General features: G+C 41.7%; 15 protein-coding genes. 8 read left to right on the top strand and 7 right to left on the bottom strand.

All coding sequences use genetic code 11. The features are described from left to right. Window positions 1-18 precede the first annotated feature (18 nt). Complete coding sequence (locus tag H8B17_RS04920) at window positions 19-543, top strand: acyl-CoA thioesterase (RefSeq protein WP_190308013.1); 525 nt, start codon at window positions 19-21, stop codon at window positions 541-543. Between the two features lie 20 nt (window positions 544-563). Here H8B17_RS04920 and H8B17_RS04915 read toward each other — a convergent pair whose 3' ends face one another. The 4 genes from H8B17_RS04915 to H8B17_RS04900 all read right to left on the bottom strand — a co-directional run bounded on the left by H8B17_RS04915 (window position 564) and on the right by H8B17_RS04900 (window position 2,960). Then, on the bottom strand, window positions 564-971 hold the full coding sequence (locus H8B17_RS04915) for an EVE domain-containing protein (protein WP_190308012.1): 408 nt from the start codon (window positions 969-971) through the stop codon (window positions 564-566). After that, entirely contained in the window at window positions 968-1,318 is a 351-nt protein-coding gene (gldC, locus tag H8B17_RS04910) for a gliding motility protein GldC (RefSeq protein WP_190308011.1), read from the bottom strand. The genes H8B17_RS04915 and gldC overlap by 4 nt, the downstream gene beginning before the upstream one ends. Before the next feature lie 70 nt (window positions 1,319-1,388). After that, window positions 1,389-1,628 (bottom strand): hypothetical protein, encoded by a 240-nt coding sequence (locus tag H8B17_RS04905; RefSeq protein WP_317170991.1) that lies wholly within the window; start codon window positions 1,626-1,628, stop codon window positions 1,389-1,391. Window positions 1,629-1,631: 3 nt separating this feature from the next. Next, on the bottom strand, window positions 1,632-2,960 hold the full coding sequence (locus tag H8B17_RS04900) for a DEAD/DEAH box helicase (protein WP_190308010.1): 1,329 nt from the start codon (window positions 2,958-2,960) through the stop codon (window positions 1,632-1,634). A 94-nt stretch (window positions 2,961-3,054) separates the two neighbouring features. On the opposite strand from H8B17_RS04900, the gene H8B17_RS04895 reads away from it, so the two are divergent. After that, window positions 3,055-5,193, top strand: a complete 2,139-nt coding sequence (locus H8B17_RS04895; RefSeq protein WP_190308009.1) for a S46 family peptidase — start codon at window positions 3,055-3,057, stop codon at window positions 5,191-5,193. Between the two features lie 133 nt (window positions 5,194-5,326). Continuing rightward, the gene (locus H8B17_RS04890; protein ID WP_148917667.1) at window positions 5,327-5,506 is read left to right on the top strand and encodes a histone H1; all 180 of its coding nucleotides are present in this window, start codon (window positions 5,327-5,329) and stop codon (window positions 5,504-5,506) included. Between the two features lie 73 nt (window positions 5,507-5,579). On the opposite strand, the gene H8B17_RS04885 is transcribed toward H8B17_RS04890, so the two are convergent. Both H8B17_RS04885 and H8B17_RS04880 read right to left on the bottom strand, forming a co-directional pair. Further along, the gene (locus H8B17_RS04885) at window positions 5,580-6,371 is read right to left on the bottom strand and encodes a GLPGLI family protein (RefSeq protein ID WP_190308008.1); all 792 of its coding nucleotides are present in this window, start codon (window positions 6,369-6,371) and stop codon (window positions 5,580-5,582) included. Next, window positions 6,371-9,136: an outer membrane beta-barrel protein gene (locus H8B17_RS04880; protein ID WP_190308007.1), complete on the bottom strand. Its 2,766-nt coding sequence runs from the start codon at window positions 9,134-9,136 to the stop codon at window positions 6,371-6,373. Before H8B17_RS04880 ends, H8B17_RS04885 begins: the two co-directional genes overlap by 1 nt. A 157-nt stretch (window positions 9,137-9,293) precedes the next feature. On the opposite strand from H8B17_RS04880, the gene H8B17_RS04875 reads away from it, so the two are divergent. From H8B17_RS04875 to H8B17_RS04855, 5 genes are all read left to right on the top strand, one after another. Then, on the top strand, window positions 9,294-10,664 hold the full coding sequence (locus H8B17_RS04875) for a dipeptidase (protein ID WP_190308006.1): 1,371 nt from the start codon (window positions 9,294-9,296) through the stop codon (window positions 10,662-10,664). 48 nt (window positions 10,665-10,712) lie between these two features. Further along, window positions 10,713-11,453, top strand: coding sequence for a lysophospholipid acyltransferase family protein (locus tag H8B17_RS04870; RefSeq protein WP_190308005.1), 741 nt, complete (start codon window positions 10,713-10,715; stop codon window positions 11,451-11,453). A 34-nt stretch (window positions 11,454-11,487) separates the two neighbouring features. Continuing rightward, complete coding sequence (locus tag H8B17_RS04865) at window positions 11,488-12,246, top strand: ABC transporter ATP-binding protein (protein ID WP_190308004.1); 759 nt, start codon at window positions 11,488-11,490, stop codon at window positions 12,244-12,246. Between the two features lie 123 nt (window positions 12,247-12,369). Continuing rightward, entirely contained in the window at window positions 12,370-12,591 is a 222-nt protein-coding gene (locus H8B17_RS04860; protein ID WP_017258669.1) for a DUF2795 domain-containing protein, read from the top strand. 60 nt (window positions 12,592-12,651) lie between these two features. Beyond that, window positions 12,652-13,107, top strand: coding sequence for a hypothetical protein (locus H8B17_RS04855; protein WP_190308003.1), 456 nt, complete (start codon window positions 12,652-12,654; stop codon window positions 13,105-13,107). Between the two features lie 72 nt (window positions 13,108-13,179). On the opposite strand, the gene H8B17_RS04850 is transcribed toward H8B17_RS04855, so the two are convergent. Next, complete coding sequence (locus H8B17_RS04850) at window positions 13,180-14,526, bottom strand: FAD-dependent oxidoreductase (RefSeq protein WP_190308002.1); 1,347 nt, start codon at window positions 14,524-14,526, stop codon at window positions 13,180-13,182. Window positions 14,527-14,546 lie beyond the last annotated feature (20 nt).

The raw sequence follows: 14,546 nt of genomic DNA, 5'->3' as shown, positions 1-14,546 counted from the left end.
AATAACGTCAACAAACGCATGAATAAAAAATTCGCAAAAGAATCTTATACAGAAATGAACGAGCTCGTGCTTCCAAACGACACGAATACCTTCGGTAATCTCATGGGAGGACGGTTATTATATTGGATGGATATTTGTTCTGCTATGGCATCTCAAAAACACTCCAATAGCCCCGTCGTAACGGTATCAGTGGATAACGTGTCTTTTAAACGTTCGATCAAACTAGGTGAAGTAGTCACCATACAAGCCAAGGTAACACGTGCATTCAATTCTTCGATGGAAGTGCGGATGGAGATTTTTGCACACAATTTACCGAAAGGTACACGGGTGAAAACAAATGAAGCCTATTACACGTTTGTTGCCATTGATGAACATACCAAACCAAGAAAAGTAGCCGAACTTCTCCCCGAAACCGACGAAGAAAAAAAGCTATTCGACGAGGCATTACAACGACGGGAGCTGCGATTAATTCTGGCGGGAAAAATGGAGATTAAAGATGCGAAAAGCCTCCAGCAGCTTATCAATTCTGCTGCGACCCATTAATACTCCAGAAGCTAGTTGAATTATCCGTTCCCTAATTCCACGATACGATCAAATTCCTCCGCTTTCAGTGGCATAACCGAAAGTCTCCCTTGGCGTACCAAAGCGATATCCTGTAAGAATGGGTCTGCCTTTACGTCTTCCAATGTAACGGGTTTCTTCAAGGTTTCTATGGGTGCCAAATCGACTACGACCCAACGTTCGTCATCTGTCGTCGGGTCCTGATAAAATTCTTTAACGACCTGCGCTATCCCAACGACCTCTTTTCCTTCATTACTATGATAAAACAAGACCAAATCTCCTTTTTTCATCGCTTTCAGATTGTTACGCGCCTGGTAGTTGCGCACTCCATCCCAAAACGTTTCCCCGTCTTTATTAAATTGCTCCCAGCTATATTTAAACGGCTCAGATTTCACTAAGAAATAGTTCATTTTTCCTCCTCCAATACTTCCATTTTTTCAGCAAAATGCGCACAGTAATCCCGCAGATCACCAATAACCTTATCGGCCATAGGATCTCCTCCCGATGCCCGTAGGAAAGAATCGCCCAAGGTTTGCAACGTTTCGTAAAAGAACCGCTTCATTTCATCGTAAGGCATATCTTTTGTCCAAAGGTCGATACGCATTGAATTTTTATATTGGGCATCCCAAAGTGCCAAAAACATGGCCTTTGAAGGCATTTCTTCAGAAGTTTCTCCGTCTGTAGACGACCAATCTATACGTTCAGGAACATTTTGTTCGTCTAATGTAACATTTAGTTTTATTTCTGCTTTTTTCATTTCTTTTTTGCTTTAGCTATGTGCTGTAGGCTATAATCTCTTTAATGTATAACGTTTCACTCGGTACCCCTCACATTACCCGTATAACCACCATCAAGACGCCGACGACCAATATAAACGCGATCTGGGCAAACCACACTTTTTTCAAATCTTTGAAGATCATCCGAAATCCTAAATCTATCAGGGACAAAATTACGCATAGTGCGATTAGCCATCCCCATGAGAATGTCATTTCGGTGTCCAAATTCATTTCCGAAATAGCCCAAACCAGCAAACAGGCTAATGTAATATTTAAAGGTGTAAGCTTCACGATTTATTTTTTTCTAAATTTAGTTGCTTTTCCTTTAGGCCCCGTTTTTCCTTTCAACGGTTTCTTTGTCCGGGAATTGACTTTTGGGGCATGTTTCTTTTCATGAAATGCGCCTTGAAAATCCGGATTCTCTTTTCTTTTTTGGCTATCGATTTCACGAGCTATAGACTGGCTTTCTTGAAAGTCTGTTTTTTCAACAAAAACTTCATTCGGGATAGGATAGACCGGTATACCCTGTCGAATAAGCTTTTCGATCTTATCCACGTAATATTGTTCTGCCGGATTACAGAACGTTATCGCATCGCCCTGATTAAACGCTCGTCCTGTCCGACCAATCCGATGCACGTAATCTTCGATCACAATAGGCACGTCAAAATTAAACACATGACTTACATTCGACACATCCAAGCCCCGTGCCGCTACATCTGTCGCAACCAAAATACGGATGTTTCCTTCTTTAAAGGCATTAATTGAATTTATACGCGTATTCTGTCCTTTGTTCGCATGGATAACCCGTACTTGCTCTCGTCCGTATTTTCGTTCCAGGTAATGAAAAACGTTATCCGCAACCGTTTTTGTTTTACAGAAAATAATAATCCGGTGAAAGGATTCATCATCTTTCAAAAGATGTTGCAGGAGGTTGAGTTTAGTCTTTAAGTTAGGGACTTTGTAAAGTGCTTGGGTTACCGTTTTCGCAGGGGTTGCTTGCTCTGTTACTTCGATAACCGTCGGGAACGCCAAAAAGTCACCAGCTATCTTGCGGACCAGTTCACTCATCGTGGCCGAGAAAAGTAGGTTTTGTCGTTTCCGAGGTACGATTTCCAGTATCCGATGGATTTTACCGATAAACCCCATGTCCATCATTTTATCGGCTTCATCCATGACTAAAAATTTCAGGGATTTCGTGTGGATGTCCCCTGCTAAATACAGATCGAGAAAGCGTCCGGGCGTGGCGACGATAATGTCACATCCTTTGGCTAATTGCTCTTTTTGTGTTTTAGGGCCTAGCCCCCCGAATAATAACACGGTACGTAAATCGAGATAGGTAGAAAACAAACGAATATGCTCTTCGATTTGCATCGCCAGTTCACGTGTGGGTGATAAAATTAAGGCGCGTGCGTCATTCCCTTGCGCATATTTCAATTTCATCAGCATCGGCAACACAAAAGCCGCCGTTTTCCCTGTACCCGTTTGCGCAATTCCCATCACATCTTGCCCGGCCAGAATGGGAGTTATTGCTTTTTGCTGAATTTCCGTAGGGATCGTGTAACCCGCTTCCGTAATTGCATTTTGCAATTGTTTATTGAGCTTGAAATCTTCAAATGATGCCATTGAACAAAGATAGTAATTTCTGTCTCCACTTATCAATTGCCGTTTGCTACTTTGCGATAAATACGTCAAATTTGCATATCAAAATTGGTTGAAAATGAAGAAAATTTGGATTTTTATACTCCTTATCACAGGGAGTATAACCACATTTGCTGATGAAGGCATGTGGTTTTTAATGCATTTAAAACGCTTGAATGAAGCGGATATGCAGAAAAAGGGGCTGAAGCTAACAGCCGAGGAAATTTACAGCATTAATAATTCCTCTCTTAAAGACGCTATTGTACAGTTTGCCGGCGGGTGTACGGCAGAGATTGTTTCGGGCAAAGGATTGGTGTTTACGAATCATCACTGCGGTTACGGTGCCATTGCCGAGCTTTCCTCACCCGAAAACGACTATTTAACAAATGGATTCTGGGCAAAGTCGTTGGAGGAAGAGCTAAAACCCAAGTCATTATCTGTTCGCTTTTTTGTAAGGATGGATGATGTTTCACAGCGCATACTGGGTCTGGTGAATGACAGCATGAACGAAAAAGAGCGGGAAAAAATTGTGAACCAGGAAATTGCTAAAATTGAACAGGAAAATAGCGAAAATGGTAAATACGTTGTTTCCGTTAAATCATTTTATAATGGAAACGAATACTATTACTTCGTTTACCAAGATTACACGGATGTACGTTTAGTGGGTACGCCTCCGAATAGCATCGGAAAATTCGGTGGTGATACCGACAATTGGGAGTGGCCTAGACATACAGGCGATTTTTCTGTTTTCCGCGTATATGCCGATAAGGATGGTAATCCTGCAGCTTATTCAGAAGATAATGTACCTCTTAAACCAAAACATTTCTTGCCTATCAGTATCAAAGGTTTTCAAGAGGGTGATTTCTCGATGATTTTAGGTTATCCGGGACGTACAAATCGTTGGATGCCTGCCGCAGGCATTGATCAAAATGTGCAATATGCGTACCCAGCATGGGTAGAGGCCTCTAAGGTAGGGATGGATGCCATGAAAAAGCACATGGACAACAATCAAGCCGTAAAATTAAATTATGCTTCCACCTATTCGGGTGTTGCAAACTATTGGAAGAACCGCCAGGGAATGATTGATGCATTAACGAAACATCGCACGGCGGCAACCAAACGCAAGCAAGAAAAGAAATTCCAAAAGTGGGCAAATAAAAAAACGAATCGTGCAAAATACGGCGATGTACTTTCCGATATTAACGCTTATTATGCCGCCACCAATGAAAAAGCAAGGCATGACAACTACCTGATCGGCATGCTTCGTTCCTCGACGTTTGCTCCACTCCCGTATAGTCTGGGAAGTGCTTTAAAACAATATGCTGCTGCTAATGAAAAGGGTCGTGCAGATATGCTCCCGCGTCTGGAAAATGGAATTGCGGAGACATTTGAGAATATCTATCTTCCATTGGAAATGGATGTTTTATCGGATGAACTCAATCTTTACGCTGCAAAAGCGGGAAATATTGCGCCCTATATACAAGAGCTTGCCTCCAAAAATAATGGCAATTTCCAAACAGAAGTTCAAACGGCATTCGACCAAAGCATTTTTGCTTCGGCTGACCGACTACATTCATTCTTGGTCAACCCATCCGTAGAAGCGATTGATAACGACCCACTGTATTTGATTTCTACCGCTTTAATGGATAAATACCGTGAAAAAACGCCAGAAATAGAAGCCTTGGAAGACACGTTCCAGTCGGCTTACCGTAAATACATTGCGGGTACATTGGAGGCCAATCCCAAAGGAAAGTATTATCCAGATGCGAATTCTACCTTACGGTTGACCTATGGAACCATTCGGGCCTTGCCGAAAGATTCGCGTAATGATGCTAAAATCAATAACTACACCACCTTAAAAGGTACGATCGCGAAATATCAACCCGGCGACGAGGAGTTTGATTTGCCCCAACGCTTGATGGATTTATATGAGGCGAAAGACTATGGACGTTACGCTGATAAGGACGGTCATATGTCCGTGAATTTCTTGAGTGACCAAGATATAACCGGGGGTAATTCTGGTTCTCCCGTATTAAATGGAAACGGCGAACTTATTGGCTTGGCTTTTGATGGAAATATAGAGGCGATGGCGGGCGATGTAATTTTCGACCCGGTTTTACAACGTACCATATCGGTAGATATTCGTTATGTATTATTCATTATCGATAAATTTGCAGGAGCACAAAACATCATTGATGAGCTAAAAATTGTCGAATAATAGCTTCAAACGAAATTTATTTTTCGATTTTAATACAAAAATTGCACTTTAAAACGTTGTTTTTGTATATTTAGCTTGTATTTAGAATCAGCTTAAAATATAATATTCATAAAAACTAAATTACTTTTTAAAAATGGAAAACTACAACAAACTAAAAGACTTAGTAGCATCAATCGAAGGAGATGCAGACAAATTCTTTAACAATGGTAATTCTGCTGCAGGAACACGTGTACGTAAAGGTTTACAAGAAATCAAAACGTTAGCGCAGGAACTTCGTAACGAAGTGACGGCGAAGAAAAATTCCGAGAAATAGTCTTTTGGCTTTTCGCTTATAAAAAGCCCGATTGTGTGTACAATCGGGCTTTTTTTCATCATATTCGTTTCTCCTATAGAAACATGGCCGCAAACAACAGGTTAAGCTGTTGATCAGTCATCCATCGCCCAAGAATATCTTTCAGCCTGCTATGCGCTTCTTGGCGTGTCATCGGTTCATCTCTTTTTCGACTTGTTACTGTTTTTAGATCTGGAGAGCCGAATTTCACATCTGTGGCGTAAATATTGAAATGTTGCTCCGGCACGACCAACCCTAAAATCATTCCAGGGAGTCCATGTACCGTACCGGGTCCGGCAGACAATGGGATTTGATCGGTATAGAAAGCGACAACGTATACGGAATCAAGGGTTACCCCGTTTGCTCTTCGACAATCGTATCCCGCGATATTTCTGTATTCGTTTGTAATCTTCCACTTCACCTGTAACAACGAGTCTTGGATGAAAACGGGAGATCCACCTATTTCAAAGGTTGATTTTGAAATGGATTTTGAAAGATCTTGATAGAGGGTCGGTTGATAATCCAATAAACCCGATCTTAATAGGTTGGAAAGTATAGGATCATAGGTTTCCTTTATACTCTCCAAGCTCATTTCCTGCCCCCGAAAAGAGACTTTCTTTTTTAACACGGCTGTTTCAGAAACCCTATCCATCAATTCTTGATAGTATTTCTTACTAAAATTATCATCTTTTAAGGTGGAAATATGTCTTCTCAAAAGATTCTTGACGTGTATCGTCTTATCATAAAGAATGGTACCCTCTGTAGGAAAATAAGCGTGTTGTGCATTTGCCATTCCACCGACAAAAATCGTCAGTACCAAAATCATCACATAGGTTGCCTTCTTCATTACTCCTTTCCTCCTTTCATAGATGTAAAGTCCCAACTGACTTTCAACATAAAATACCGCGATATCGTGTTATAGGTATTTTGAGAAATCATACTTCCCGATTGAAACCTTCTGAATCCTTTATTCTGGTTAAAAATATCGTTAACGTAGACATCCACAGCAAGGCTTTCATCTTTTAAGAACTTCTTGGATATCCCCGGTTTGAACAACAAGAGCTCAAATTTCTCGTTCAACGCTTTCGTTGGCGCCTCGTAGTTATACGACATATCTCCGTAAAAACTGAATTTCCACGGCAATTTCCAAGAATACCATACGTTGGTGCGATAAACAAACCCCGAGCTGTTTAACTCCGGTTGCAAGGAGGTCTCCATTAGCCGCCACCCCGGATGGAAACCGATATTGAAATCAATATTTTTCGTCGTATTCTTAGAAATATTCAACCCAAAGGAGTAGTCATAGTTTGTATTCTCGTTCAATTGTGAATTGATATAATTATAGTAGTTATTGTAACTTCCATTACCCGAAATACGCGCTTTCAATTGCATTTTTTTGCTCACGTCAAACCCGCCACCTAACCATATCCTTCCGTTGTTACTAACGTATCCATCCAAGTTTTCATAAAATAACGTCCGCACACCGTTTTCAATCATGACATTCTGTTGAATGGCATTTCTGGTTTGCCTCCACTCCATATCGACATATAAATTCGTACCCTTCATCATATTATAGTTGCTGTAATACATATTATATCGGTCGTTGCGCGCTGGCGTCAGATCCTCGTTTCCGACAACGATATTTAAAGGATCCTGGTTCTGTCGGAGTGGCTGGATCTGGGAAAGCGAGGGCAACGTATTCGAATGATTATAGTGAAACCCGATCCTTTTATTGCTACTTAAATTATAGCGTAATCTTGCAGAAGGATTGTACGTAAAAAAGTCTCGGCTCGCGTTGAGGTCTTCGTAATTATTTTGCTGGAACATATCATCGTTCCGAAAGTTATTCGTGAAATTAGCCTCAAATTTTTCCAGCTTATAGTTAAGGGCCACATTCACCGCATTTCTAACCGTATTGAAATTAAAATCACTACTAAATTCCTCATCGAAGTCCGTATAGTTACCTTCGCCATCGCCATTATAGGAGGTATTGATGGCGTGCGCTCTAGACATATTATACTCATATCCGATCGAGGAGTTCAATTTGGAAGTAATCGGTTCGGTATATGTTAACGAGGTGGTTATACTATTCGATTGCCGGTTCATTTCTTTTTGTTGGTCTGTCGTATCTCTCTGCGTATTCCCGTCCTCATCATAGATGTTCAGGGTTGAATTCAAAAAGCCCGACCCTTTGTTATCGCTGACATTACCGCCAAATCGAAAGGATATCGAACGCCCCATTTTTTTGAACCGTCGCGTAAGATAACCGCGGTAGTTAAAATCCGTATTATCGGAGATGGAGCTTTCCGCTCGCTGGTTGTCGTTTATCGCCTCGCCATCCTGATTCCAAGACTCGGCCCGAGTATAGCTATTCGATTCGGATCGACCTTTTGACGCGGATAGATTGAGCGTAAGCGTCGTCAATGAATCTATTTTCCAGTCGTACTTTGAATTAAAGCGGTGTCTACGCGCATCCGTTTCTCTATTGGATGTACTGGATGTATTTAGTTCTTCATTATCCGGCAAACTATTTCTGGATAGGGAACTCTCCCCCACCTCATTTTGAATCATGCCGTATTTATAGCTCCCGTTTAATTTATGCTTGTTTTCTTTCCAAGCATCCAGAAAACTGACGCCCGTACTCAATGCCTCAGGCCTACCTTTCCCATCCCAATAATCAAAGCTGTCACCAGATGAATAAAAATACATTCCCCCGTCATCGGTCATCCCTGATTCCATCGTTGACATGCCAAACTTCTCTGCTTCTTGCCAATTTAAACTTAGGTTACCATCATTAGCACCCATCAGATAAGCTCCAATTTTCTGACTACCGCTAAATTTGTTAAGCGCAAGCTTTCCTAAATAAAAATCGTCTGTCCCTCCGGCTCCTTCAACCTTCCCGAACATTCCTTTTTTTGCATCTTCTTTCAATTTTACGTTGATGGTTTGGATGCGTTCGCCATCATCCACGCCCGTCCGCTCGGCTTCTTCTGACTTCTTTTCGTATAACTGAACTTTGTCCACCATATCCGAACGGATATTACGTGTCACCAGTGTTGGATCATCACCAAAAAATTCCTCGCCATCTACCAGAACTTTCTCTACGGTTTTTCCTTGCGCTGTTATTTTTCCGTCGGCGTCCACCGAAATACCCGGTAGTACTTTTAATAAGTCTTCTACTTTCGCGTTTTTTTCAACGACGAAACTGGATGCATCATATTCGGTTGTGTCTCCTTTTATAACAACGGGAATTCGACCCGTCACAATAACCTCTTCAATAAGATGGCTTATACTCGTCAATTTCACATCGCCTAAATGTACATTCGCATCGTCTCCGATATGCTTAAAATAATCACCGTATTTTGGATAACTTACGATAAGCAAATACGGAATGGTATCCGGTTTATGCAATTTAAACTCGCCATTCGCTCCCGCTCTTGTGTGTTCCACCAAAATAGAGTCTTTGGCCTGCAACAGCATAATCGTCGCATTCGTGAGCGCGGTTTGGTCGCCTTCGTCCAACACCTTGCCTGTGATTTCCGTTTGTGCTTGTAAAGAATTAAAAGATAAGAGGAAAGAGATGATAAAAAGTAGGGCAGATAGTCTTTTCATTAAATAGGTCGCTAAAATTCATAAACTAACGTTTACACGAAAATATATATAATTAAGTCACAATTCATGTTTTTTCGAAATCTTTTGCATTTTTTAACATCTTCCACCTAGATCGATCGTTTAAAAAAAATAGGTAACTTTGTAAAAACACAACATTATGCTGACAATAAAAGAATATGTCCAATCCAACAAGGATAGATTTTTAGAAGAGTTATTCGCGCTATTACGTTTCCCATCCATAAGTGCCGATTCGAAATACAAAGAAGACATCGTAAAGACGGCAAACTTCGTTGCTGACAAGTTAAAAGAAGCAGGTGCTGATCAGGTCGAAGTTTGTCCAACAGCCGGTAACCCTATCGTTTACGGAGAAAAGATAATAGATCCATCCCTTCCTACGGTGTTGGTGTATGGACATTACGACGTGCAGCCTGCCGACCCCTTGGAACTGTGGGACACGCCTCCGTTTGAACCGACGGTTCGCGATGGAAAAATTTACGCCAGGGGAGCTGCGGATGATAAGGGGCAATTCTATATGCATGTCAAGGCATTTGAATATATGATGAAAAACAATGCGTTGACCTGTAACATCAAATTTATGATCGAAGGCGAAGAAGAAGTAGGTTCCGCCAATTTAGGAGCTTTTGTCAAAGAGAATAAAGAGCGTCTAAAGAACGATGTCATTGTGATCTCCGACACATCGATGATTAGCCTCGAACAACCTTCGTTAGAAACCGGGCTCCGAGGTCTTTCTTATGTAGAAGTAGAAGTCACCGGACCAAACCGTGACCTGCATTCGGGCGTTTATGGCGGAGCTGTTGCGAATCCGGCAACTATCCTTGCCAAGCTTATTGCTTCCTTACACGATGAAAACAATCATATTACCATTCCTGGATTTTATGATGATGTTGCAGAATTGAGCGAGGAAGAACGAGAAGCACTGAACAAGGCTCCGTTTGATATCGAAGAATATAAAGCGGATTTAGGTATCGACGAGGTGTGGGGAGAAAAAGACTATACCACGATCGAGCGCACTGGAATTCGTCCAACACTAGAGGTAAACGGTATATGGGGTGGCTATATTGGTGAGGGGGCAAAAACAGTATTACCAGCTAAAGCCCACGCTAAAATATCCATGCGATTGGTTCCTAATCAAGATTCCGAAAAGATCACCCATCTTTTCAAAAAGCATTTTGAGGCAATCGCTCCACCTTATGTCAACGTAATCGTATCACCACATCATGGAGGGGAGCCGGTTGTAACACCAACGGATAGTATTGCATACCAAGCTGCGGAAAAAGCATTAGAAGAGGCATTCAGCAAAAAACCTATTCCAACCCGAGGCGGAGGCTCTATCCCCATCGTAGCGCTATTTGAAAAAGAACTTAACGTAAAAACCGTCTTATTAGGCTTTGGACTGGACAGTGATAATTTACATTCACCAAACGAAAAATACGATATCGCGAATTACCTAAAAGGTATTGAGACGATTCCATTATTCTTCAAATATTATGCGGAATTAAGTAAATAATAAATTATAATTGTAGAGACGTAAAGATGGCGTCTCTACCTTTTTAATATGACAAGATTCTTAAAAAAGATACATCTTTATGCCTATTTTACTGCTGTCCTATTTTTCTTTCTGTTAGGCTACCCGTTTCTATTTTATTATGCCCGAACTCCCCAAAAGTACTACCGTAAATTGGTGCTGTTTCGAAGATGGATCAGCTTAGCGGGTATCTACGTCGTCGGTATCCGTATCCATGTAGAATATGAAACACCTATCGATTGGTCCCAAAACTATGTACTATGTGCCAACCATACCTCCATTCTTGATATCACCGTCTTAAATTACCTGTGTAAATCTCCCTTTTCCTTTATGGGGAAAATAGAACTTTTGAAAAATCCAATTACGCGTATATTCTTTCAAACCATTGACATACCTGTCAAAAGAGACAGTAAAATATCCGCATTTAAAGCGTATAAAAGAGCGCTCGAGCTTCTACAGAAAGAAAAATCACTGGCGATTTTTCCAGAGGGGAAAATTGACGACGATTATCCGCCGATGCTGCACCCCTTTAAATCGGGCGCATTCCGAATAGCCTCTGAAAACCGGACGACCATTCTCCCAGTTGTTATTCAAGATGCTTGGCAGATACTGTGGGATGACGGAAAAACCTATGGATCAAAACCGGGTATCATACATGTCAAAGTACTGGCTCCCATTTCGTCTGACGCCGAAAGAGACAAGGCCTCCCCTTCGTTAGAAGCCGAAGTTTATCACAAAATGAAGAAAGCATGGAACATCTATAATAAATAAATTGTATCTTATCCTCCATTTTAAGGCGAAACGCATGGAAGAGCATTACTTAATTCAGATAGAAGATATTGGAAGAGAATACGTCATCGGCGCAGAGCGGATACATGCACTAAAGTCCGTATCCCTAAACATCAAAAAGGGGGAGTTTGTTGCCCTTATGGGACCATCTGGCTCGGGTAAATCTACGCTGATGAATATTCTAGGCTGTCTCGACACCCCCACCAAAGGGCAATATATACTAAACAACATTAACGTTTCGGACATGAGCGAGAACGAACTGGCCGAGGTTCGCAATAAAGAAATTGGTTTTGTTTTCCAAACGTTCAATCTCCTGCCAAAAAATTCGGCTTTGGAAAACGTCGCGCTCCCCTTAATTTATGCCGGATACAATAAAAAAATGCGGGAAGAAAAGGCATTACAGGCTTTGGAAAACGTCGCATTAGGAAACCGTGTGGATCATAAGCCCAACGAGTTATCCGGTGGACAACGGCAACGTGTGGCTGTAGCCCGCGCCCTTATCAACGACCCTTCCATTATTTTAGCAGACGAACCGACGGGTAATCTGGATACGAAAACATCTATTGAAATCATGGGGCTAGTGGAAGATATACATTCCAAAGGCAATACCATTATACTCGTAACCCATGAAGAAGATATAGCGCAACATGCGCATCGTATTGTCCGGATGCGCGATGGGTTAATCGAAGACGACTACCCCAACCCGGATATTAAATCTGTACACCCTCGACTTGATGCACTGAAAGAAAAAGGCACTGATTTTGAAAATATATAATTTTATCTACCTATAAAACAGATAATTACAACAAAACAAATTTAATAACAATCGCCTGACTTGATTTAGTGGATAATAATGTTATTTTTGCGAAAAAAAGGAATTCACTAAAATAGTAGATATATGTATTGGACACTAGAACTTGCTTCACATTTGGAAGACGCGCCATGGCCAGCAACTAAGGATGAGTTAATTGACTATGGTATTCGTTCGGGGGCTCCAGTTGAGGTTATTGAAAACCTTCAAGCGCTGGAGGACGATGGAGAGCCTTACGAGAACATCGAGGAAATTTGGCCAGACTACCCCACGAAAGACGATTTCTTCTTTAACGAAGATGAATATTAAAAAGAGAAGGTATTAATCCTTCTCTTTGAAAAGCTGTCTTATATAAAAAGCAAGCTTTTTATGTTAAAAATATTATCCGGTTTCCTTCTTTTCTGTTTCATTACACACGTTACGGCACAAACCACCGTCACGACTAAGCAAGATGACATTCAACTTATTAAAGATTTTGTCGCGGATATAGCGGATGAAACATTGCGTCCAGATATAATTCTAAGCAGACATGTATTATTGGAACAAACAGACACCGATGAGGAATACGACTATCTGGAAGCGAGTATAGAGGAAATACGCATTAACCTCCAACCCAAGAACCTAAACGAAATAGTTTATACGCCCTTTAAGGCGTTACCCAACCGAGAAACGCGAGACATCGATCCGGAAGGAAAACCTACAGATAGCATGTATTTTTTACGTTATCACAACCGTCAGATGCTCGCCGTTTATATTGCCCAAGGTAAAATTGCATCGTTCACACTGGTATCTAAAGGCGATAAAGCTCATTTTGTGACGTATTGACCCTTGTATGGAGAATCTGACAATCTCTGTCCAACTGCACATTTCACTTATGCTGTCGGAATATCCAAGTTATTATCGGTTTAGTGCCTCGGAAGAAAAAAGTTCATTAAAGCTTTCTGTCATGGAAGGATGTGTATAGATCTGGTCACGCAGAATTTCGTAACGCAAATTGGCGTTCATAGCGAGTTGAATGGTATTAATCATCTCATGCGCTTCCGCACAATACAGCATGCATCCCAATATTTTGCCCGACTCGTTATCAACGATTGCTTTTAAAATTCCCCTTTCCTCACGCAGTATCGCTGCTTTTGGAATATGATCTGCCGAAAGCATATAAACCGAAAAATCGAGTCCTTGCTCTTTTGCCTCCGTTTCATTCATTCCGATCCGCGCATAAGGCGGTGTGATGAAAACCGTCGTCGCGAATGGTTGTCTTTTCTTAACCGAATTGTATTTTCCTTTTATAATTTGATTTTTGATAATTCGGAAATCATCCAGCGAAATATAAGTAAACTGCGGACCGCCATTGATATCACCGATTGCCCAAACATGTTCGGCACTCGTCCGTAGCTGGTCGTCGACTACGATATACCCCTTTTTGTCCGTTTCAATTCCCGCCGCTTTCAGATCCAACGGTTCCGTCTCCGTTGTCCGGCCTGTCGCTAAAAGTACCGCGTCGGCCTTGATTGTATCCCGCTGCTTTCCCATCTTATAATCAACTGCTACTCCTTCTTGTCCTTCGCGAAAACGCTCCACTTTGGCACCTGGCAGGAAATGGAGTCCTTTTTCCTCCAGCACACTCTCGATTGCTTCGCGGATATCGGCATCTTCGTTTGGTAGGAGCCGCTCGTGGCTATCCAACAGGTACACGTCCGTCCCAAACTTCAAATACATATCGGCAAATTCCAATCCGATAAAACCACCTCCCACAATCACCAAGCGTTGCGGTTTCTCCTCCAGCTCCATGAGGGTCGTACTCGTGTAAATTTTGCTACCGTCTGCTCCTTCTATTTCAGGAACCATCGGCTTGGTCCCGGTGTTAATAAAAATCCGATCAGCTACAATAGTCTGCTCTCCGTCGTGTCCTACGACTCTCAGTGTATTTGGCGATATAAAAGATGCCGATCCGTCGACGACCGTTGCTTTCTCTGCGTCCGCTACCTTCTTATAGTTTTTCTCACGCAACGCTCCGGTCAGCTGATCTTTGATATCATGAGCATCCGTATAAGATGTTCCCTTTTCCGCATTCACGATCAGAGACTTTGTCGGAATACAAGCGATATTAATGCAAGATCCACCATACATTTGCTTTGACTTCTCAATGACAGCCACCTCTTCACCCCGCGCTGCCAGCCAAGTAGCCAGCGTTTTCCCTGCCTTTCCAAAGCCAATAACAACGTTGTTATAATGTTTTTTCATTCTTTATATCCTCCCATTAA

The sequence above is a fragment of the Sphingobacterium arenae genome (assembly GCF_014692505.1).
In the GTDB taxonomy this organism is placed as follows: Bacteria; Bacteroidota; Bacteroidia; order Sphingobacteriales; family Sphingobacteriaceae; genus Sphingobacterium; species Sphingobacterium arenae.
The sequence above is the reverse complement of the archived record's forward strand: the minus strand, read 5'-3'. Positions and strand labels throughout refer to the sequence as shown.

What these genes read in the sequence shown, in the direction of transcription:
- H8B17_RS04920 (WP_190308013.1), top strand. Translation starts at nt 19, where the DNA reads ATGAATAAAAAATTCGCAAAAGAATCTTATACAGAAATGAACGAGCTC.
- H8B17_RS04915 (WP_190308012.1), bottom strand. Translation starts at nt 971, where the DNA reads ATGAACTATTTCTTAGTGAAATCTGAGCCGTTTAAATATAGCTGGGAG.
- gldC (WP_190308011.1), bottom strand. Translation starts at nt 1,318, where the DNA reads ATGAAAAAAGCAGAAATAAAACTAAATGTTACATTAGACGAACAAAAT.
- H8B17_RS04900 (WP_190308010.1), bottom strand. Translation starts at nt 2,960, where the DNA reads ATGGCATCATTTGAAGATTTCAAGCTCAATAAACAATTGCAAAATGCA.
- H8B17_RS04895 (WP_190308009.1), top strand. Translation starts at nt 3,055, where the DNA reads ATGAAGAAAATTTGGATTTTTATACTCCTTATCACAGGGAGTATAACC.
- H8B17_RS04890 (WP_148917667.1), top strand. Translation starts at nt 5,327, where the DNA reads ATGGAAAACTACAACAAACTAAAAGACTTAGTAGCATCAATCGAAGGA.
- H8B17_RS04885 (WP_190308008.1), bottom strand. Translation starts at nt 6,371, where the DNA reads ATGAAGAAGGCAACCTATGTGATGATTTTGGTACTGACGATTTTTGTC.
- H8B17_RS04880 (WP_190308007.1), bottom strand. Translation starts at nt 9,136, where the DNA reads ATGAAAAGACTATCTGCCCTACTTTTTATCATCTCTTTCCTCTTATCT.
- H8B17_RS04875 (WP_190308006.1), top strand. Translation starts at nt 9,294, where the DNA reads ATGCTGACAATAAAAGAATATGTCCAATCCAACAAGGATAGATTTTTA.
- H8B17_RS04870 (WP_190308005.1), top strand. Translation starts at nt 10,713, where the DNA reads ATGACAAGATTCTTAAAAAAGATACATCTTTATGCCTATTTTACTGCT.
- H8B17_RS04865 (WP_190308004.1), top strand. Translation starts at nt 11,488, where the DNA reads ATGGAAGAGCATTACTTAATTCAGATAGAAGATATTGGAAGAGAATAC.
- H8B17_RS04860 (WP_017258669.1), top strand. Translation starts at nt 12,370, where the DNA reads ATGTATTGGACACTAGAACTTGCTTCACATTTGGAAGACGCGCCATGG.
- H8B17_RS04855 (WP_190308003.1), top strand. Translation starts at nt 12,652, where the DNA reads ATGTTAAAAATATTATCCGGTTTCCTTCTTTTCTGTTTCATTACACAC.
- H8B17_RS04850 (WP_190308002.1), bottom strand. Translation starts at nt 14,526, where the DNA reads ATGAAAAAACATTATAACAACGTTGTTATTGGCTTTGGAAAGGCAGGG.